The following is a 21,304-nucleotide window of genomic DNA, read 5'->3' as shown; positions in this document are numbered from 1 at the left end:
TGAGGGCGGCCACTTGGCTTGCCTCCCGTCAATCCTCGGAGCACGTTTTGTTGCCGCGAATGTCCGCTTCGCGCCAGGAGCAGCCGGTCATGCCGTCGGTATTAGAGACAAGGCCGCTCCGACCCAATTCATCCGTCTTCATCCTGCGGTGATTAGAGCATTTTCCACTTAGAGCGAAGCATACCCGGAATTGCGGAAGTAGTTGGCGCATTCGTCTGGGGGAAAGATGTCGAGCAGAATGGCAATTCTGTTCCAGAGGCTTTCGACGGATCGCTCTGCGGCTTTTCGTAGTGCGGCTTTGAGTTTGGCAAAGAGCTGTTCGATCGGGTTGAAGTCCGGCGAATAGGGCGGCAGATAGAGCAGCCTTGCGCCGGCGACCTCGATCGCCTCGCGTATCGCGGGCAGCTTGTGGGAGCTGAGATTGTTCATCACCACAATGTCGCCTGGTTTGAGGGTCGGCACCAGGATCTGCTCGACGTAGGCGAGGAAAGCATCGCCGTTCATTGGGCCGTCGATGACGCACGGGGCGGTGAGCGCGTTTGTGCGCAGCCCCGCGACAAAGGTCGTGGTTTTCCAGTGGGCATGCGGGACTTTACTGATCAACCGTTCGCCGCGCGGTGCCCGACCGCGCAGTCGTGCCATGTTGGTTGAGGTGCCGGTTTCGTCAATGAAGACCAGGCGTTCGGGATCGAGCTTGGGTCGATTTTCGGCCCATGCCGTCCGCGCCGCGGCGACGTCAGGCCGATCCTGCTCCGCCGCGCGAATGCTTTTTTTGAAGCTGATGCCGTGGCGGTCGAAGAACCGCCAGACCAAACCAAGCCCGGCCTTATGCTGACGCTCCGCCAGTAGACGGCGCTGGATTTCCTCCAGAGTCAGGTCGGGTTCCTGCTTCACCAATCCAAGTAGCCACTCCTCGTGTTTTCTCAGCGGAGACCGGCTCTGGCCTTTGTTGCTTTTGGCTTCAAAGCTTCCGGTCTCCCGCCAGCGTTTGGCCCAGCGGATCGCCGTCGAATCTCCAATAACAAATTGGCGGGCGGCGGCCCGCGCAGCCGCACCGCCCTCAACTACCTGGATCACTCGAACTCGCAGATCGTTCGAATAGCGTCCGCTCGTTCCTCGGCCCTGCGTCGGACATCGTGGGTGCGTTGCCGGAGAATACGCTGGTGCTAACCGACTCGTTCCGGCAGCGATGTCTCCGTGACGACCTCGATTGGCAGCGCGACATCCGTCCCCAGGTCGACAGCTTCCTGCGCGCGAAGGTCGTGCAGAGCCCGAAGCTGCGCCTGATCCTCGACGCTCATGCTTCAGTCGCCTTCATCTCCGGCGCGGTGCTGGACGTGAAATCCGGCGTGGCGGTCGAGCTGGTGCAGAAAGGCAGGGTGGGCTCTCGTCTGTGGCGCGCCGACGACGGGTCGGAAAGCGGGGCGCCTGCCTTCCAGATCGCGGAGCACAAGCTTGGCGACGGACCGGAACTCGCCGTCGCCATTAGCGTCGCGCAGTCCGCGGAAGCCGCTGCGCGCCTACTGCTTCGCATCCCTGCCGAATGTCGGGCGGTTGATCGAATTCGCGTTAGGTCCGAGCCAGCGCAGCGTGCTGGGCGGAGACCACGCGGCGGCGCTCGCCGAATCCGTGGCCAATCATCTGCGCTCGCTGAAGGGAAACGAGATCGACGTCGTCGCGCACGTTTTTGCGGCGGCACCGAACGCGCTGCTCTTCTATCTTGGCCAGCAGCACCAGGCGATCGCACCCTGCGTGGTCTACGAGTACGACTTCGACCGGCGCGGGAAACCCACTTATCCTACTGAGTCGAAGGACGCAGGCAGTGACGCCGAGAATCAATTAATTGAGAAGATTCAAGTTTGGCGCGGAGGTGCTGACATGGGTAGTGGAAGGAACATTGAGACACGATTTGCGGGGCATGTGGAGGACCTTTCGAGCGTGCTCGGGTACGCGGACCGGGTTGGCCCGCTGCGCGACTATTGCACCGATCCGATGGCGGGAGGGTTCGGCTGAGTGGTTATCGTCGCGCTTTGCCCGCCTACGCGCTCGCGTCGGACACAGCCAGCTCAAGCCGGAATTGCTGGCGGAGGAATGGTTGTTAATCGAGTGGCCTTTAGGCGAAGCCGAGCCGACCAAGTATTGGCCGTCGACGCCGCCATCCGATATCGGCTTCCGTGAACTCGTCGACTTCGCCAAGCTGCGCTGGCGTATCGGCCGCGACTATCTGGAACTCAAGCAGGAGGTCGGGCTTGGGCACTTTGAAGGGCGCGGTTGGCGCGGCTTCCATCATCACGCCACGATATGCATCGCAGTCTACGGATCCATTTTGGCGAGAATGGCTCGATCAGGCCCGGCAAGCGCTCTATCAGAGTTTCGCCGCTCCAGAATGATCCCGTCGTCATGGCCGATCGAGTGCGCTTTCGCGCGGCTCATGGATCTCCGCGGGGTTGCGACGCGTTACGACAAGCTCGCCAACAACTTCCCCGCTGGCGTCCTTATCGCAGCAAACACAAAAACTTAATACAACTTCGGATTGACAAACCTTGTTGCATCGCCCTAGTCTTCAGGAAAATCCTGAGAGGGATTGATGAGGTTCAGCGTTTTGAACTCATCAACTTTGGACGGGAGCGGGCGAGTGAACACGATAATCGTTGGCACGGCGGCCAATCTTCTTTTTGGCTATCAACCGGTATGGAACCCGAACGGCCAAATCGCATCGCCATTCTTCGTGCCGCCCAAGCAGCCGCTGAGACCGCAAAACCCTGTCACCACGCAGTCCGATTTCCAATACTGGTCCGCCACGCCGTTGATCACGCTGCACAACTCCGCCCAGTCTCTGGTGTCCGATATCTACAAGTACGACGTCCTGGCAGTTTCCAACGTCCCGCAGAACATCGATGTCCCTTCCGGTCCGCTCTCTCTGAATGATGCAGACAGTGCGGCGGCGCTCGCCGCAGCAGCCGCGTTTCTCGGCCTCGATTTTAGCGGGCCGGGCAACTACATGCTGGTCACTTACGAGCGTTGCGTCTCGACGACTTCCGGGGACTATACGGACGGAGATGCATCGAAAGATCGCCGGGACATCCTGACCGCCGAAGCCGCGGCCATCGTTGACGCGCTTCCCAAGGCCAGTGAGCCCGTCTCCGGCTCGCCGCTGTATGACAGCAAGCTCACTCTCGCTGACGCGAAGAAATATCTGGAGGCTGTTGGACAGCTCGGCACGCATTTTGTCACCAAGGTGTTCAATGGCGACAAGCTTGTGCAAGTGTTCGTTTATGGTGACGATGAATTCAAATACTTGCAGACGCAGTTTCAAATTGCAGCGACGAACCAGCCCGACGGTAGTCTGGCAGTGTCAGGTATTCTTGCCAACAGTTGGGCAATTTATACTTCACCTCGCAGCGGCACGGAAGGGTTCGTCAAAGCTTATGGCAAACTGACCACGATTAGTCGTGACCCGGCCCTTACCGGTGCTGTCGCAAACGGGAAGTGGGCCAATGGTTACGTCCCGGACGGCACGCCGAGCATCTTCGCCGCCTCCAACAACTACTCTCTCTTCAAGGCATTGACCGTGGAGGTACCGTTTGCCTGCCAATTGACGCCCTTGGCGGACTTGATGCCGAGTGCCTTGGTTGAGGGGCCTTGGGATCGTCTGGTTGCCGGCGGACTGATGCAAAAATACGGCAACGAGGTGGTGATCCCGCTGCGTCGTCCGCTCAATTACGATTGGGCAAAGATCTTCCCACAGACAAGCGATTCCTGGGCTTCGGGCATCGTGACCCCTGTGATCGACATCTATCAGGAACGGGTGGATCTGGCCCAGGTCAAGCTGATGGGAGCCGAAATCATCGGAGAATCCTATCCGCTGCAGAGCTTTTCCTGTTTCGCGCAGGTTTTGCAAGCCTCATCGGCCATAGGGGCTCCGCCGATCGAACTGCCGTCGGACTCGATCACTCTGGTGGCGCAAATCATCGACACCACGCAAGCACACCAGACCCCGGTTCTGGTCATGAGCAGCAACGGCCTGCAACAGCTCACCGTAGCTTGCCAGGACATGTATGGCGCGCTCATTTTCCAGAGCAACGGCGCGTCGACCGAGCGCAAGACAGCGCTGGACGGCTTCCTCATGGAAACAGGCGGGAAGCCCGATCCGGTCACGCACCGCTACACGGTCGATTTGGCTGTCGTGTTGACCGACCCGCCAAGCGAAAGCGTGTTGGAGGACCTTTCCCAGAGCGTCGAGTTTTCGGTCGTCGCCGGTGAGTCGCTGCTGCAGGCGCAAGGCACGGATGCTGACATCGTAAGAGGCCTGGAGGTCGCGTATCTGAACTGGCTGGCGCGGATCATCCCGGCGGACACCACGGACGAAGTGCTGGCCAATGCCAGGGTGCGCGCACTTTACCTCGCAAATTCGGTGGCCACTTTCGGCGCGAATACGGTCTTCGTCCCTTACGTCGCCTACGACAGCTATACCAAATATGTAAACGATCTGGTGACCCAGGCCATCACCCTGAGTGGCCAGATCGCCAGCTATCAGAACCAGCTGATTACAACCGTCTCACGCTTCCAGGTGATGACCTCCATCTCCGCAGTCAACGACAACGTCCGCGCCATCGGGGGTGTCCTGGTGCAGTATTTCCAGGCGCTGGCCGACGGCCGGAGCTCGATGGATCAGTATTATCAGAACATCATCGACCAGCTGGATACTCAGCTGCAGAATACCCTGCAGAATATCGTCCAACTGACTCAGCAGCTCAGCGAGCAGCAGGCTCTGATAAGCAATCTCGGTTCCCCTCCCGGCGTCATCCAGCAATTTGAAAAGGACTATGTCGATTATGAGAAAGATGAGGTTTTCAAGGCCGTAACGGGTATTGTCACCGGGCTATTTAGCCTCGGAGTGGCGTTTGCGGGCATTCCCGGCGCCGCGGCAAAAGGCGTTCTCGATGCCTTGAAGGCTTTGAAGGATGTCTATGACAAGCTCCAGGCCGTCATGCTGGTGGTCAGCCAGCTCAGCGTGATCGAGAAGGTCGCCAAGAACATCTCCAAAATCAATGAATTGGCGAGTTCGATCCAGACTGCGTCAGATGCAGGTGATATGCAGATGCCGAGCCTGGTCGATATGCAGATGATCCCGAACAATGTCGAGGCCGCGCTCGCGAATGTGCCCACGAACGGCAAGCTGCAGCAGGACAAGGCTAATCTGATTGCGGCTGTCAAGAACCTGGCGATCGTGGGGACCGCATTGTTGAGCGCGCAGGCTCAGGCCAGTCAGTTGTTGGTCGAGATCGCCAACAATCAGCGGTTAAAGACGATAAACGGTCAGCAGCAGGCCAAGATGTCTGCCTTGACCAACTCTCTACACCTGTCCAATCCCGGCGTGCCGCCAGATCTGGCCAAGATCGATCTGATCGGTATGACCGGGCAGTTACAGTTTCAGCTCAAGCAAGTGCTGAGCACGATGGCAAAGGTTCTGGAGAACCAGAACGGGGCGCTGCAGTTCAGCTATTTTGGCGATCCCGTCCCGATTACCTCCTTCTCGCTGAACCAGCTTCTGGCTGTGATTTCCAATCAGGATGCCAGCATCGTCAACGCCATTCAGAATCTCAACCCACAGCCGCAAAAGGTTGACGGTCCCATTACGGTCAAGGTCAGCCCGATCCCTTATAAGGAGATGATCAACGGCAGCTTCAAAAGAATTTCGGTACATCTTTCCGATCCGGGCTTCCAGAACTACGTCATGGTCCGGATTGACCGCGTCGTGCCCCGGATCATTGGCGTCAAGTCTACAGCCTCGGGGAACTATGAAATTGCGCTGGACACACAGGCCCAGCCTTTCACCGACCGGGATCTGGAACGGCAAACCCGCACCTTCGCGTCGACCCGCCGTGCGTTCGGCCCCTACGTCTACGACGTCAAGACCGGTGCTGCGAAATTTGGCACCAACATAGGAACCTTCGCCGACAAGGTGACGCATCTAACGCCCTTCACAGACTGGAACATCGGTTTTCCGGCAAAAAGCACGAACAAGGACATCGAGTTCAACGATCTGCTGATCGATATCGAACTCGATTTCCACATTACGGCGATTTACAATGATCCAGTGGCGGCATTGCGCCGGACCATGATGCGCGCCCTTGCAGCGCGCAAGGTTGTGCCGATGGCTTTTCTGGCTGGCCCGCAGGCAGACATCGAAAAGACGGTTGCGGCCGCCATTCCGGATTCATCGCCGACCCTGGCCTACCTTGAAGGCCAGATGTATCAGAACCAAGCCGTTCTGAACGGCTGGGACGCCGCATTCAGTATGCTATCGGGGCCCGTCAATGCCTTCCTGAACCAGCAGTTCCAGGCCTATTTGAAGACGCTGAACCCAAACAATGACAACGGTCTGATGACGATCCAGGCTTCCTATTTCGGGACGCCTACGCCGGTTAGGCAATTCTGGATCAGCCAGGTCACCGAACTCGAGATCGATCTGACGAACCCGCTCCTGCAATTTATCGCAAGCTCCGACCAGGCGACGGTGCAGCAGTACATCAAAGGCGGCTCGGTCAAGGCCGGGTCAGTGGACGTCAACGGCACCGCGAGCGTGGACAGCACGTTCATCCCGGGGGATGCCAGCCTGCCGTCAGGCCCGCTGACGTTTACGGTGGATCTGTCGACGAATGAACTGGTGATCTCTACGCCGGCTGTACTCGGCAATGGCCTTGGTAGCATCTATCTGAGCAGCTCCGGGACCTTGCCGTCTCCCTTGCTCCCGGGTAATCCCACTTCCTTTACTAACGAATACTTCATCGTGGGCTGGTCCTCCGCGGCAAGCAAGACCCGCATTAAGTTGTCCGCCAGTGCCGATCCGGGCGCCGCAGCGATTAAGCTCACCGACGTCGGCAGCGGCACGCAGACCCTGACCCTCGGCGTATCCTGGAGTGCGCCGGCTGTCGTCGACACCAGCAAATCGCCTTACGTCTTCGCTAACGTCCAGCTGTCCACTATCAAGGGCATTGTTGTGCCTCCAGAAGGACAAGGCGATAAGGACGATACGCTGACCGTCACGCTGGATTTTCCGACCGGCTCCTTCGTGCTGCGCAACATTCATGTGGATCCGCCCAATTGGGATCCCTCAAAGTATGCGACACAGATTTCGGACGCGATCGCCAACTATTACGCGCAGAACGAAATCAAATTCAACGTTCAAACGATCAATACCAAGGATTTGGGCAGCGACAAGGAGCTTACGCCGACCAAGTTTGTGCTGCACGCCATGAACACCAATGCGGGTAACAACGTGCTGCAGTTGCTGATGGCGACGACGGGAAAGATCCAGAACCTGCAATCGCTGGCGCTGACCGAGCCGGTTGCATACGATCCCGCCGCCCCCATTGCGGGATCGAGCAACTTCATGATTTCCCTCATGATCAGTTCGCAACTGACCTTCCAGCATATCTTTGTCGACAGTTTCAACAGAGGCTCCACGAACTTCGAGGTCGTGGCGGTTGCTCCGCCCAAGGATTACGAGGCCTGGAGCGCAAAGATGCAATCAGGGATCGTCAATGCACCGGTGCCCTTCAAGGAGAGCTATCAGGTTGACGGGCACAAAACACAGTTCCGGATTTCGGAGCAGTCGAACAATCTGGCATGGAATATTTCCGGTCTGACGTTTTTGCGGACGCAGACGGACGGGATCGCCCTGTCTTACTCCAACGGCACGGCAAACCCGCCCACAGGCGGCACTAACGTGAATTTCGAATACCGGCAATACCTGTATATGCCGGGTAACCAATATTTTCCGGGATACTGGTACTGGACGAATTGGAAGGGGGCATCGGCGACGGCGTATGTCACTATGGCCGGCGTCTATCCTCTGCAAGTCTTCAACGAGGGAACAAATCAAGTGGTCAAGTTCTCGACCACCAATCCGACGGTTACGGTCGACAAGTCCAGCGACCTCAGCCCCACCGGAGCCTGCGAATGCAACGACAATGACGTCAAGATCGCATTGATGTCGGCGTTGTCTGATGCGGTGCCGGCCCAATTGCAGGCGAATATGAACCAGATCAGCTTCAAAGCCCTGTCGATCATGGCTCTGGAAAGCCTGCTGTTCCCCGCCAATCAACTGATTGCAATGTCCACGGCCAAGGTGCCAGCGGCGGCCCTTGTGGTCGGCAGCTTCTTGGCACAGGTCCGCAAGCCCAATGCCCCCTATACGGTAACCGTTCCTGCCTCGGCTGGTGCGATGGGTTCGTTCGGCGGTGTCAGTTTTAAAAGCGGGACGACGATCAACAGCGCCACCCAGAGCAACATACCCGCTAAGTTCAACTTTACCTACGGCCCGATCAATCCGGCTATCGGTGGTCAGGTCAACTACACGATCGATATCGAGAAGGGTACTGTCAACCCGCCGTTGATCGCGGTCGTCTATCAGCCGGACACGACCACAAATCCGCAGAACGTCACGCTGCTTCTGCCGGGGTACCCCATCCCCGCGCCGGGAATCTGATGTCCGATTGGCAGGCTGTCATGGGTATCGGTTGAAGAACGTGAAGCAAACAGCACGCTGATAGAGAGCGCGATGAGCCAGCAGGCCTTACCCGGAATGGCGGCGCTTCTAGCCGCGATGGAGGAGAGCCCATCGGTGCCCGATGGCTGGGATGTGGTGCTTAACCTGTCCCAGCCGGCGGTGCAATCCTTGGTGCGGAGCAATTGGCATGGGAAATCGCCGACGGACTACTCGCTGGTTTGGGTGGCACCGGTTCCGGTGAACGGTCAGTACGATGTTGTCGAAGTGGAGACGGATCTGCCGCCTCCGGCGGTCAGCTTGAGCGTGACCGAACAGGCAGTGCATGTCGGCTTTGGAATTGGCAGCGGAACGCTGCGGTCCGGCAAGGCACCTGCTGAGCTCGTGTCGAGCTCGCGTGACGCACGCTCGGTCGTCGAGAGCGGTGAAGTTTCCTGGGCGGCTCCGGTTGAGATCACACGACAGAATCCGCTGCAGCTGGCCGGGTTGTTACCGGTGGGCGTCGAGGCGGCAACCGGTGGCCGGAATTTTTCGATAGGGCTGAGCCTGGCAGACGGCAATCTGACATTGTCCGGCTCCAACACGGCTGGCATTTCCAGCCTGGCCATGGATCAGAACCTGGGAAAATGGCTGGCCGCGGAGACGTTGGGTGGTCAGATCGGAACCCTCACGCTCCAGGATGGCGCTGGAGCGACAGTTCTGACGCCGGCCAAGGTCACGGCTCGCGTTGCGGCCTCACGCGACGGCCAACCCGTGCTTCAGATCATGACCGCCACGTCAACCGGCGCGACGGCACCGGTCGGGAGCGATCCTGTACCTCATCCTGACAGCTATGACTTCAGCCTGATCGTCTGTTCCAAGGCGACAATGACCATGATCGCCAATGGCTACAATCTTGGCACTGGCATCATCAAGCTGGCTTCCGTGCCGCCGCAGGACGGACGGCTCCACTGGTTCGCCCAGGTTCATGAGCCGATGGTCTTCGAGGGTACGTTCGGCAACCAGGATGGAAAGATCTATGTCACGGATCATTCCAAACTATACATGCGCTTTGGCGGTTCGACCGACCAGGGTTTGAAACTCTTCACCTATATCGACCCCAGCTCGACGATTCAGTTGCAGCTGGACCTTGCGGCGCATTACCCCACCCGCATCAGCGGTACGGGTGCGGATCAGGTCGTCGGCCTTCAGGAGGGGGCACAGTCGGTGACTGCCAACGGCTTCTACGAAGCGATTGTGCAGCCGCGGCTCGAGACATTCCTGAACGGCGACATCAAATCCGACATGTCCAAAGTCCGGATGACCGCCCTCAGCGATCTTGTCCTGCGCGATCTGGCCCTGTCCGGGCACCGACTGCAGTTCGAAGTCGCTGCGCTTCCGGCAGAATTGCTGATCGCTGGGAGTCTGAAACCCGACGCCTGAGCTCCCGTGCTGCGAGAGAGACCCCCCATAATGGCCGATGCTCCGACGCTCAACTACCTTCTGGGCCAAATGGCTCAGGACAAAGAGGTGCTCAATGGTTGGGATGCCGTGCTCAATGTCCTGGAAAGCTCGATCAACAAATTCTTCCAGGTGCAATTCCAGAGCATGACGTCCAACTCCCAGCAAATGACGGTTTCGCAGGTTTTCTGTGGTCCAAGACTCACCAGCTCGCATGGCGACTACTGTGTGGTCACGCAATTTTCGTTCACGCTTGGCCCGCCAAGCTTTGTCTTCACCGGCGGTTCGAATACGGTCACAGTCACCCAGGCGATCGTATCGGGCAGCACCCGCTCAGGCACCATGCCCGTCGCTTCGGGATTCCAGCCGGCGTCCTGTGGTTGCACCCCAAATGACCCCCGTGTCACCTGGGGTCCGGCTCAGAGCATCGACGTTGGTGCTCATCCAGCGGTCTCGGCCCAAGTCCAGCTGACATCCGTAACCGGATTGATCAATGCCACCACCCATACGGTTGTGCTCGATTTTGCGAATGGCGTTTTCACGGTCAACAACGTCGTACTCAAGGGCGTCACCTCTCAGGAGCTTTCGGATCAGATCAAGAGCTGGTTTGCCACTCATGGTGTCAAATATCAGCTGGCATCGCTCGATTTTTCCGCCGGCGGCTCCATCCCTTCACTCACACCAACGCAATTCCGGTTCAATGTGCTTCAAACGAACTCGGGTAATATTATCGTTCAACTCCTGATCACGACGAACGGCAGCCCGGCCGCTGGAAACCCGATCGTGCTGGAGCCGATTCCGACGGCAAGCGGTTACACCTGCACTTTGATGATCAGTTCCCGGATTGTCTTCAAGGACATCTTGTGCGCCGGGTTCAACGGTGCCGGTAAACCCTTCCAACTCTACCCCCAAAGCCCGTCGCTTGCGGAGGGGTACAGCGCCTTTATATCGCCGCAGATGCACTTTGCCGGTTCCTTCAGTTATGGCAGCTGCTGTGACCGGACGACGGTCACCTATAGTCTCTATCTTGGCGGAACCTACTCGGGAACCGCGACAAACGGCTTTTACCTGTATCAGTCGATTACTCCCGGCGGCAATGTCGGAAACACAATCACTGTATCGGCTAACAATCCAGTCAGCCTGGTGGGCACCGGGGCCTCCCAATCTATTCAGATCACCCCTCAACCCCCCTCCATCAATGTCACCGGAGGAGCTTCAGGCACCGTTAATAGTCAGCTTCAATCGATTCTGAGTAACGATTTCCAAGGGGCGATGGCCGGTATTTCCTTCGGGGCGGTAAGCTATTTTGCTCTGCGCAACATCCTGTTTCCGAGTAACCTGATCAGTATGGGCGTGGTTCAGGTTCCGACCGATCTGTTAATCGTTGGCACTTTCCAGCCCAATTGATCAGCAGCATCGACGCAAACATGGATGTGACCGTCAATCTAGGGGACCCTGTCGATCTTTGGGCTGGCTTGGAACCTCGATTTTTTTCTTCGGGACTCCCGTGGCGCCTCCCTCAAGGCAAGCCGTTGCGTACCGAGATCCCGAGCATCCCGTCAGACCGTGTTGAATGGGATTTCCCGTCATTATCCCTTCACGAAAGTGTAGCGGACCTCCTGAGTCATATTTTCGATTATTCCGTCAGCCCGATGGTTGGTCTGGAGGGGCCGCACTCCGTGACCGCGGGCGCTCTGATGGCGGGAAACTCGTTGGCCGAACTGGAGGCGCGGCTGAGAATGGACCTCACAGTCCGGCCGGCAACGGCACATTTACTTGTGCGCCTGAACGGCAGGCGCGGCACTCGATACTACACGCCGGAATGGCAAGGTCTCAATCGCAAGATCAAGATCATGCAATGGCTCACGCCGGAGGGGCGCAATGCCATGGCACGTCTCAGGCTTCGTGAAACGCGCCATGAGGGGCATGAGTTTTATGGCGATCTCACGGCCGGGCAGGCAAGACGCTACGTCGGGTATTTTCATGATCTGGGAACGCACATCGTCCGCTCGATCAGCTATGGCGAGCGTCTGTTTCAGGTCTTTGAAGTCAGTGAAGACCTTCTACCAGGACTGAGAGACTCCGTCGCCCGCGAGCCGCAGTACCAAGTTTGCGGTCCAATTGCTTTCAGCGTGGCGCAGTTCACGCGCCCGCCTTGGGTGACAAACGCCAGTCCGATCCTGTCGGCAAGCGGAAGCACTTGTGCGCAGCATGTTGCGCATCACGAGATCTGGATGAGTGACAGGCCGGAAGAGCCACGCTCCCTGCTGTCGCCGCGAGCGGTGCCGACATCCAGCCGGACAGCGGTATTGGACATGCTCCCAGCACAAAGCGTCGTCGGTGTCAGCTTTGCGTGTCAGGCACTCTACCTGGAAGATCATAGAGCAGATGCCTGGAGCCGCATCATGCGGGCAGGGCTGTGCCAGCGGTTTCCCGCAGTGCGTCTTTCCGGTTGGCGGATCCGCGAGCAATTTCCGCTCGCAACGTTTATGGCAAGTGCCGCGCTTGCTGGCGAAGAGGCGCTTTGCAAGCCGGCGCAACCAGTGCTTCCGGACATAGCTTTTGCGCTGGATCTGACTGCTCCAAGCCGGATCAGACAACCATCTTCGGATTGCCTCGCTCTCTTCGCCGCGACTGATCCTGGCACCGGCAGGGCCGCCGAATTCGAAATTGATTGCCCGGCATTCGATCCCGAAGGATTGAAAATCCCGTTTCTGGACGGAGCATTGTGCTTCGTGGATCTGAAGGGTGAGAGGTCATGCCTCGTTGAAGGTGTATGGCTCGGACGTACGGACGGCGGTAGGCCAAGCATCAAAGGAGCTCCGGCGGAGCCCAATGCGGCGGTGTTGACCCGCCATGCCTCGCAACTCGCAGCCTATCTGCGTCTGATGGGCCAGATGCAGGGGGCGGGCTTGCCGCCCGGGGCAGGTGTCTCAATGAGGCGGTGTGCCGCCTGGCTCGCTGAGGCCACATCAGGAAACACGAGCCTTGTGCAGCTTCGCTGGCAGGCCTTGGTGGTTGCTCGTGGTGCCGGTCAGAGTGAGCCAGGCGCCCTTGTGTTGAGCCGTGCGCTGAAGACCAATTTGGCTCAGTTGCTCAAATCCTGCATGGATTTGCTAGCCTTGCATCCTGATAGCCGGGAGCTCAGAGCTGCCGCGCACAGCGTAGGCCGCGGGCTTCGCGCATTTCGCAACAGCCTGCCCTACACGTTGGAGGTCGCGGAATTGGATCGGAGAAGCCTCACGGCAGGCGAGGCCCTACAGCGAAGGTTCGCCAGTCTCCGAAACGCGCCGGCTCTGCCAGCGCAGGCCGCTGCCGCGTTTTCCGCCGGCGCAACGCTCTGCCTGCCAGCTGACCTGCGCCTGATGCCGCATGCCATCGTTCCAGGTAACGAGGCTTACGCAATGCTCTGGAATGCTCTCCTGGGGCTGCGGGCACGCTACTCCGAATGCAAAGCAATCCTCTTGGCCATGCAATGCCGGACGGCGGAGGCGGTCGATCTGCTGGAGCGGGAGGTCATCGACTGCCGGGATGCTCCACCAAATCCGGTGAGGGACGTTCTGACCTCGCTTGACGCGCTTTCCGGCACCCTGCCTCACATTAACGCGGCAGACCGGGACATGCTGCTGACGGAAATGGCGGAGCTTCTGGAACTGAGCAGATCCGCCCGTCTCCTACCGATCGCAAGCACGGGCGGCCCGGAGGGATTGGAAGAGATCGGGCCGCAACTGCACAGACTCCTGCTTGTGCTCGAGGTCTTGCAGCTCTGTCGATCTGCGGGCATCTCCCTAGCCGCTTTAGACAGCCTGGCTCCCATCCTGCTCGCCGCCCGCATGGACGAGGCATTTACGGCAACGGCCGAGCATCGGCAATCCGCCTAAACGCGAGGGTCAAGTAATGACCGCCGAAGGCAAATGAATTCGACAAGGCGATGTCGGCTTGCATCGGAGACGTCCGGCCGGAGCGCTCGCCATCCGGGTCCGGATTCGATCTATTCCCGATCAAATCTATTGCACATGGAGCCTGCTGTCGCTGGAGGGCGAGAACGGTAGCTGCGGATTCAATTGCACTTGCGGCCCCCATGCAGTGTCCTATCGCGGACTTACAGGCACTGACCCTGATTTTGCCGGCATGAGTGCCGAACAATTGGTTTATCGCCTCACTCTCGATCGCATCGTTGAGTTCTGTTGCCGTCCCATGAGCATTGATGTGCCTGATATCGGCCGGAATAAGACCTGCGTCATCCATGGCAGCCTGCATTGCGCCGACCATTCCTCTGAGCGTCGGTTTGGTCAGCGTTGGGGTGTCCGAAACCGCACCAACTCCGCAAATTTCCGCCATGATCTCTGCGCCGCGCGCCCGCGCCCGATCTTCCCGTTCCAGGACGAGTACGGCGGCAGCCTCGCCGATCACAAAACCGCTGCGGTCTATTGAGAAGGGCCTCATGATGCCGACGGATGGATCGGTATCGGGGCTCATGACCGACAGAGCATTCCAAGCAGCGAACAATTCGAATGTCGGAAATGCCTCGGCGCCCCCGGCAAGGCAGATTTCCATCTCCCCCTTCCGCATAGCTTGAACCGCCTGCGCAATGGCATGGGCCGATGCCGCACAGGCGGTCACATGCGCCTGCGAGTCCCGCTGCAGGCGATAGCGGGCACAAAGCGCGGCAGTGGGGCTGCTCAGCATCATCTTGATGATCGACGTCGGCCGGATCCTCTGATTTTGAGAGATCCGCAGCACAGAGTCCTGTATCGCCGCTCCCGGGCCGAAAGCCGAGCCCATCATCACACCGGTAACCGGACCGATCTCCGCTGGGTCAAGCCCGGCTTGTTCGAGCGCCTCATCGGCTGCAGCCATCGCCATGAGGCTGACGCGATCGTAAAGTGAACGTTCTGATCTCGGGATCAGATATTGCCCGTCAAAACGAGCCAGTTCGGCCCCAAAATGGCAATTCAGAGCAGCGGTATCGAAGCTTTCGATTCTGCGAACGGCAGATCTTCCGGAAAACAATCCATCCTCAAAGACGTCTCGGCCAGACCCAAAGCCCGACAAGATCCCAATGCCGGTGACAACGATGCGGGCGATACCATTTCCAGTTTCACCCATCGGCTTTCGCCGGGTTTGATTCTCGGTATTTCACGATCAGTTCTTCGGTGAGGCGCAGGATGTCTCCCAGATTATGAATCTGATCCCGGCGACGCTGCAATTCAGAGGTGACCGGCGCGTCGAATTTTTCTTCGATCTCATAAGCAATTTCGAAGAAATCAAGGGAGTCGATGTTGAGATCTTCAATCGTTTTGTAGTCGTCCAATTGCTCGGGTGGAACCCCCAAGAAGTCCGCAATAATGGTGATGATCTCGCTTTTCATGAACTTCTACCCCGCGATGCTGAGCTACATACTGTCTTTCAACGGAGCTTGGAAGACGGGTCAGAAATGGAAGGGGCAAACTCATCTTGAAATAGCGACGTTGTCTTTGCAGCACCCCAGATAAGAACGTCATCGTATTTGATCTTATCGAGGGTATCAAACCCCTGACGAGACAGGCTTGCGGCAAGGGGGCCTAGATCCCAGTGCACATGGGCTTGAAGAGTGTGGATCGGCAGTTTCACGTTTTCTGCGGCCCATTGTGCTTTTGCAGACCCTTCCTCAAACCACAAACATAGGATCAGGCGCCCCGTCGGCACCAGAATGCGCCATGCCTCACTGAAATAGGCGTCTCTACGCTCCTGTGTGTGGGTTGGAAGCAAGACTCCGGTCGACAGTATGACCGTAGCCACACTTTGATCGTCATAAGGCAAGTGGCCGGCATCTGCACGGCTCAGCCCGAATGTTCCCTCGCGTTGAGCTTCCGCCACCATGTTAGCGGACCAATCCACGCCGGTCGCGGCGTATCCTTTCGTCCGCAGGGCTTGGAGCATCATGCCACGCCCTGCCCCAACCAGTAGAACAGGATCAGTCAACCAGGTTGCCATCCTCTCGATATGGTGGGGCCGCAATCCGTGACTTGCCCGCTCGGCATCCCAGACGACGGCCTGGTTATCCCAAAATTGCCGTTGAATTTTGCGTGCAGCAATGTCGAACCGCTGTCGGATCGAAGGGTCGTCATACAATGGAAGCGGCGGGTCACTCTTTGACATCGGCCAATTCCCGGGCAATCGTCGTTCCTATGCTGACCAGTGTCTGCCCTCCGATCAAAGCCGTAATGGGCACCGCGATCCCGAATTCACGATCGATAAGAAGTTGGAATTCCACGGCGGCCAGAGAATCCATCCCCATTCGGCCGAGCGCGGATTCTTTGGAGAGATGATCATGCGGACACTTCAGGATCTCAGCAAGCAGAACGCGCAAGTGATCCGCCAGTAGCCTTGCACGTTTGCCCGCTGGATGCCGGGACAGTTCGGCCCGAACGTCCCGTCGGGTCGCGACAACCCCCCGGACTTCGGCCAGAAGGTCGGTCATCTTGTCCGTCCTTGCACAGCGGGGATCATATCGCATCCAACGCTCGGCATTGATCGCATGGGACAGGCTGACTTGAGGCAGTCCCGATAGAAGAGCGGCCCCCAAACCCGCCAGTGCTGTCGCCGTGCTCATGGGAGGAAGGCCGGCCGCCTTGAGGTGAGCGGTCACAACAGGGCCTGCCGCCATGCCGGTGCCCGCAATCGCCCCGAAATTGACGCTGAGAGCAGGCAGACCGGCGCTGTGCCGCGACCAGGCCAGACCATCGAGATAGGCATTGGCGGCAGCATAGTTTGCCTGCCGCGGATTGCCGATGATCGAGCTCAGTGATGATGCCAAGACAAAATGATCCAGTGGCAGATCAAGGCTCGCGATATGAAGAGCGTCGGCGCCGTCCGTTTTGGGCGCCAATACCAGTCGAAGATCCTCGACCGTCATTGCTGCGACGGGTTGGTCAATGGTCATGCCGGCCCAGTGAAAGATTCCAGCCAGCGGCGCGTCCGAGGACGTGATGCGCACCAGAAGAGCCCGTACCGCCGATTTGTCGGTCAGATCCAGCCGCTCAACGGTTAGCTCGCCTCCCTGGCTGGAGAGTTCGCGCGCCAGCGGAGCCAGCATGGCCTGCGGAGGCCGCGATCGGCTTGTCAAAATGATGCGGCCAGCGCCGCGACGGACAAGCCAGAGTGCAACTTGCTGACCGAAGCCGCCCAATCCGCCCGTGATAAGATAGCTCTTGGTCCGATCAAAATTCGGCGATCGCGCCGCAGCGTCCGCAAAGGAAATCGCACTCAGCCGCGGCAGCAGCCGGCGCCCATTGCGGAAGGCGACTTCACTGCTTGGGCGGCAGGCGGAGATCTCTTGCGCAACAGCCTCGTGCCACATCTCTCCTCGGGCGACATCGATCACCGTGGTGTTGGTTTCGGGAACCTCATTGAAAAGTGTGCGCCCGAGTCCCCATGCCGCCGTCTGCTCAGGTTGAATGCTAAGGTCTTGCGGACACGCGGCCTGGGCATTTCGTGTGATGAGATATACCCGCCCGCGAGACGGATTTGTGCAGAGGGCGATAAGATCGCCCAGCCTGTCTGCAAGAGGCCGGGGGCCGTCAGGGACAAGCATCGCAGTGGCGTCAACGCCGCCGACCGTCGTCACGTCCGCCCCCGCGGCCATCAGCGCGTGCCGCAACAGGTCCTCCTCCTGCCCCTCCGGTGCGACCACCGCGATACGGCGTCCCTTAGCCGGACTACCCTCGGGCTGCGCCTCCCGCCATCGCGTAATCAGGGACATGTCAGGTGGTAAAACTGTTTCTTGGCGTGGCGTCAGGGGGTTGACAATAATCTCCTCCAGTTGCGCCAGGCATTGGCCTGCGGAGTCATAGAGGCTTGCATCGAAACAGAAACCATCAGCGTTGGTTTGTCTGAGGGTTATCCAGGCCCAGAGATGTTGCACCAGAGGTGCGTGAAGGGTGTAAAAGCGGATGAAGGTCGGGACCAACGGGTCGCGGACGAAGGTCAGCGCTAGAGCGGCCTGGAAGATTCCATCGAGCAAGCAGGGTGCCTGTTGAACGCCTCCCTCCTGTAAAACCGAGCGATTGATAGCTAGCTGCGCGAGAAGCGCCGTGCCATCAGCGGCAAGAGAGAGGCGCTGCAAGACTTGAAAAGACGGGCCGTGACCTATCCCAAGCGCTGCAAGCCGCGCATGATGTTTTTCCGAATCCAAACGATGCGGCGCCAGGTCAGTCAGCTCCGAGATGGGCCGCGCCACGGGCTGTCTTCCGGGAGAGGCGATCCTGGCTGTGAGAACGCGAACTGCTTCCTTCGGGCAGGCCGGATTGTAGGCGAGGGTTTCCAAGCCACCGTTCATATGGCGGCTATCCAGCACTTGTCCCGTTTGCCGGTTCAGCGGGTATGGATTTTCAAAGCAGATGTCCGACAGACCTACCGGCAATGCCGGGCCCGGACCTTTTTTGACGGCGAGCGCGGTCTGCAATGCAGCCTCCATGGCGGCCGCTCCGGGAAGAATTGGAACCCCTTCTATTCGATGGTCGGAAAGAAATGCGAAGACCTCCTGGTTGAGATCGGTAATCCAGCTCTGCGGCACGATGGAGGGTTCCGCCCAAGGGCTGCCACCCGCGTTGCGCAAACGATCCCGGACCTGGACATCAGCCTCATGCCAGAACTGCTGGCGTTGCCAGCCGGTTGCGGGAAGGCTGCAGATTTTTCCAGCCGGAGCCACGCGCAGCCAATTGAGCGGTCCGCCGCTCGCATAGACACGGGTCAGTGCTTTACGAATTGCCAGTTGTTCGTCGTCTTCCCCGTCCAAAGTAGGGATGATGGTAATGTCTTGCGCTTGATCGTTCGCGGTTTTTCTTATGGCCGCGCGCAGTACGGGCCCGGGACCCAACTCGATGCAATGGGTTGCGCCCAAATCGAAAGCTGTTTCGAGCGCTGCATGAAACCGCACCGGGCCACGCACGTTTTTCAACCAGTACCCCGCTCCCATCACGTCATGACCGTGGCCGGAAATATTCTTTGCCGTTACGCTGGACACAAGCGGGATAGCCGGAGGAGTGGGATCAAGCTCCTCCAGCCGTGCCTGAAGCTGGGACAGGATCGGGTCCATGTCCGCGCTATGATAGGCGATGTCGGCGGGCAGGCGGCGGAATGGTACCTTGCGGAGGCCCAGATTTTTTTCCGCTTGTGAAAGCACCCTCTCTGACCCGGCAAATGTAATAGACCGGCGGGCATTGAAGGCGGCAATTTCCAGCCTTGGAATCTCGGTGCAGAGCGTATGAGCCTCTTCGTCGCCTATCGCGGCAACCAGCAATCCCCCTCTGCCTGCCTGCTGGTCCTGCAATTCGGAACGGGCCCAGCAGACGGAAAGGGCCTGATCTAACGTCAAATGCCCGCTGCAATACGCGGCCGCGACTTCACCCGCAGAATGTCCGAGACAAATATCGGGATCCAGTCCGTATGCGGAAAGCACCCTTACCAGACCGGCCTGCAGGGCGAAATTGACCGGCTGCGCGACACGGCACCCCCGCAGGGCGCTGGGATCTTCGTCTTTGGTCATCGCGTCTATTAGCGAGAAACCGGCCAAAGGATGAAAAGCGGCGTCGAGTTCTTTCAAGGACTCGCGGAAGACGGGTTCCGAGGCCCATAGACACCGTCCCATTCCGGACCATTGCGCCCCCATGCCAGAAAAAACGAACAACGCACGCGGGACTCTATCGGTCGCAATCCTGCCCTGAAGCGCGTCCCTTGTCTCCAGAGCCGTGCGAATTTGCGCAACGATTGATGCCGGCGCCTCACTCCGGTCTATCCAGATTGCGCTGCGAAACTGTCTGTGGCCACGGCGCCTGGCGAGCGTGTATTGCAGATCGATCGGTGAGACGTCGGTTTCAATCTGCTCCGACAAGCGAGCGAGCCAGTCCGACAGAGCTTCCGCTGATTGAGCGGAAAACGGTAGCATCAAAGAGCCGCTTTGAGCCGGAGCACTCGCCAGCGGCTTGCTGGGCCCGGGCGGCGGACCGAGGATCACATGTGCATTGCTTCCGCCATAGCCAAAAGCGTTCACTGCAACATGCGGCGCTTTCAAAGGCTCAGGGCCCCCCGATAACCGCAGATTGAGCGCCTCGAATGGAATATCCGGGTTGGGGAATCCCACCAGCAAATGAGGAGGGATCCGGCCCGATTGCAGGATCAGCAATGCCTTGATCACGCCCGCAACGCCCGCGGCCGCCTCCAGATGTCCAATATTCGCCTTTACGGAGCCTATCGGTAGCGCCTCGCTTCGCGCGCCTCCGCCATAAACCGATCCGATCGACCTTGCTTCGATCCGGTCTCCCTGCACAGTACCGGTTCCATGAGCCTCCACATATCCGATATCGTTAGGCGTCAGACCCGATGCCGCCAGAACTTGGCGCATCAAGTCCTCTTGTGCCCGACCGCTCGGCAACGATATGCCAGCGGTGCGTCCGCCATGTCCGGTGCCGATCGCTTCGATGACAGCGTAAACACGGTCGTTGTCGGCGCAGGCGTCGGCAAGTGGTTTCAGCACCAGCATGCCGCAGCCTTCGCCCCGTCCATAGCCATCGGCGAGGTTCGAAAATGGCTTCGAGCAACCGTCCACGGCGAGCAGTCCGGCTGCGGACATCGCAATCTGATATTCCGGACGGAGCATAAAACTGACACCGCCGGCAAGCGCCATGCGACAGGCACCGGTTTGCAGGTCGCGGACAGCGGCAGCGAGAGCCGTGAGGCTCGACGCGCAGGCTGTGTCAACAGTGAAGCTCGGGCCACGCAAATCAAGCGCGTAGGACAGCCGGTTCGCGAGCATCGTCAAGGTCGACCCGGCGGCTGAGAACCGCCCCAGCGCACTTCGCGCCGGGGCGGAAAACTGGTTCAATAAATGATCGGTCGTGAAGCCGCCGACATAGACGCCGACGGCCTGTCCAGAGAGCGCGTTCGGGTCTATTGCTGCCTGTTCCAGCGCTTCCCACGCCACTTCCAGAACAAGCCGCTGCTGCGGATCTAGAAAGGCAATTTCGTCGGTGGAAAGGGCGAATACGTCCAGGTCAAAACCACGATAGTCATAATCAATAAAAGAGCCACGTCCGGTCGCTGTCTTGCCAGCGGCCATATCTCTGGTGACATACCGAGCATTTGACCAACGATCCGCTGGAACATCGCCGCAAAAACAATCTGCTGCCAGGAGTCGATCAAAGAATTCAAATGACGACTTCGCATCACCCGGAAATCGTCCCTGAAAGCCGATGATGGCAATTCGGGACATCGGGTCAGAGGCAAGGCGTGCAGCAATTCATCAAACAATCCTAACTTGTGTATATGTCAAAGGCAACCTGGAAATAGTCTTATTGGAGCGCCGCTTTCATG

Annotated in this window: 9 protein-coding genes and 2 pseudogenes; 6 read left to right on the top strand and 5 right to left on the bottom strand. The window is 58.8% G+C overall.

Going from position 1 to position 21,304, the window contains the following annotated elements; translation table 11 throughout:
* Positions 1-168: 168 nt before the first annotated feature.
* Positions 169-1,089, bottom strand: a complete 921-nt coding sequence (locus NL528_RS11700) for an IS630 family transposase (RefSeq protein ID WP_309184868.1) — start codon at positions 1,087-1,089, stop codon at positions 169-171.
* A gap of 47 nt (positions 1,090-1,136) precedes the next feature.
* Between NL528_RS11700 and NL528_RS47060 the strand changes: the two are divergent.
* The 6 genes and pseudogenes from NL528_RS47060 (at position 1,137) to NL528_RS11655 (ending at position 13,833) form a co-directional block, all read left to right on the top strand.
* Positions 1,137-2,013 (top strand): annotated as a pseudogene (locus tag NL528_RS47060) (SAVED domain-containing protein).
* A pseudogene (locus NL528_RS47055) lies at positions 1,988-2,521 on the top strand (hypothetical protein); the annotation flags it as partial. The pseudogenes NL528_RS47060 and NL528_RS47055, both read left to right, overlap by 26 nt.
* A gap of 114 nt (positions 2,522-2,635) precedes the next feature.
* Positions 2,636-8,494, top strand: coding sequence for a hypothetical protein (locus NL528_RS11670; protein ID WP_309182812.1), 5,859 nt, complete (start codon positions 2,636-2,638; stop codon positions 8,492-8,494).
* Between the two features lie 72 nt (positions 8,495-8,566).
* Positions 8,567-9,934, top strand: a complete 1,368-nt coding sequence (locus tag NL528_RS11665) for a hypothetical protein (protein WP_309182811.1) — start codon at positions 8,567-8,569, stop codon at positions 9,932-9,934.
* A 30-nt stretch (positions 9,935-9,964) separates the two neighbouring features.
* Entirely contained in the window at positions 9,965-11,359 is a 1,395-nt protein-coding gene (locus NL528_RS11660; protein ID WP_309182810.1) for a hypothetical protein, read from the top strand.
* 20 nt (positions 11,360-11,379) lie between these two features.
* The gene (locus NL528_RS11655) at positions 11,380-13,833 is read left to right on the top strand and encodes a hypothetical protein (RefSeq protein ID WP_309182809.1); all 2,454 of its coding nucleotides are present in this window, start codon (positions 11,380-11,382) and stop codon (positions 13,831-13,833) included.
* On the opposite strand, the gene NL528_RS11650 is transcribed toward NL528_RS11655, so the two are convergent.
* The 4 genes from NL528_RS11650 to NL528_RS11635 are packed head-to-tail and all read right to left on the bottom strand — an operon-like array spanning position 13,799 to position 21,203.
* The gene (locus NL528_RS11650; protein WP_309182808.1) at positions 13,799-15,061 is read right to left on the bottom strand and encodes a beta-ketoacyl-[acyl-carrier-protein] synthase family protein; all 1,263 of its coding nucleotides are present in this window, start codon (positions 15,059-15,061) and stop codon (positions 13,799-13,801) included. The genes NL528_RS11655 and NL528_RS11650 overlap by 35 nt on opposite strands.
* On the bottom strand, positions 15,054-15,323 hold the full coding sequence (locus NL528_RS11645) for a phosphopantetheine-binding protein (protein WP_309182807.1): 270 nt from the start codon (positions 15,321-15,323) through the stop codon (positions 15,054-15,056). The genes NL528_RS11650 and NL528_RS11645 overlap by 8 nt, the downstream gene beginning before the upstream one ends.
* A 38-nt stretch (positions 15,324-15,361) precedes the next feature.
* Positions 15,362-16,093 (bottom strand): class I SAM-dependent methyltransferase, encoded by a 732-nt coding sequence (locus NL528_RS11640; RefSeq protein WP_309182806.1) that lies wholly within the window; start codon positions 16,091-16,093, stop codon positions 15,362-15,364.
* Positions 16,080-21,203 carry an SDR family NAD(P)-dependent oxidoreductase gene (locus NL528_RS11635; RefSeq protein ID WP_309182805.1) on the bottom strand — a complete coding sequence of 1,708 codons (5,124 nt, stop codon included), beginning with the start codon at positions 21,201-21,203 and terminating at the stop codon, positions 16,080-16,082. The genes NL528_RS11640 and NL528_RS11635 overlap by 14 nt, the downstream gene beginning before the upstream one ends.
* Positions 21,204-21,304: the final 101 nt, after the last annotated feature.

This window comes from Bradyrhizobium sp. Ash2021 (assembly GCF_031202265.1).
Classification (GTDB): domain Bacteria; phylum Pseudomonadota; class Alphaproteobacteria; order Rhizobiales; family Xanthobacteraceae; genus Bradyrhizobium.
This window is presented reverse-complemented; position numbering and strand designations above follow the sequence as displayed.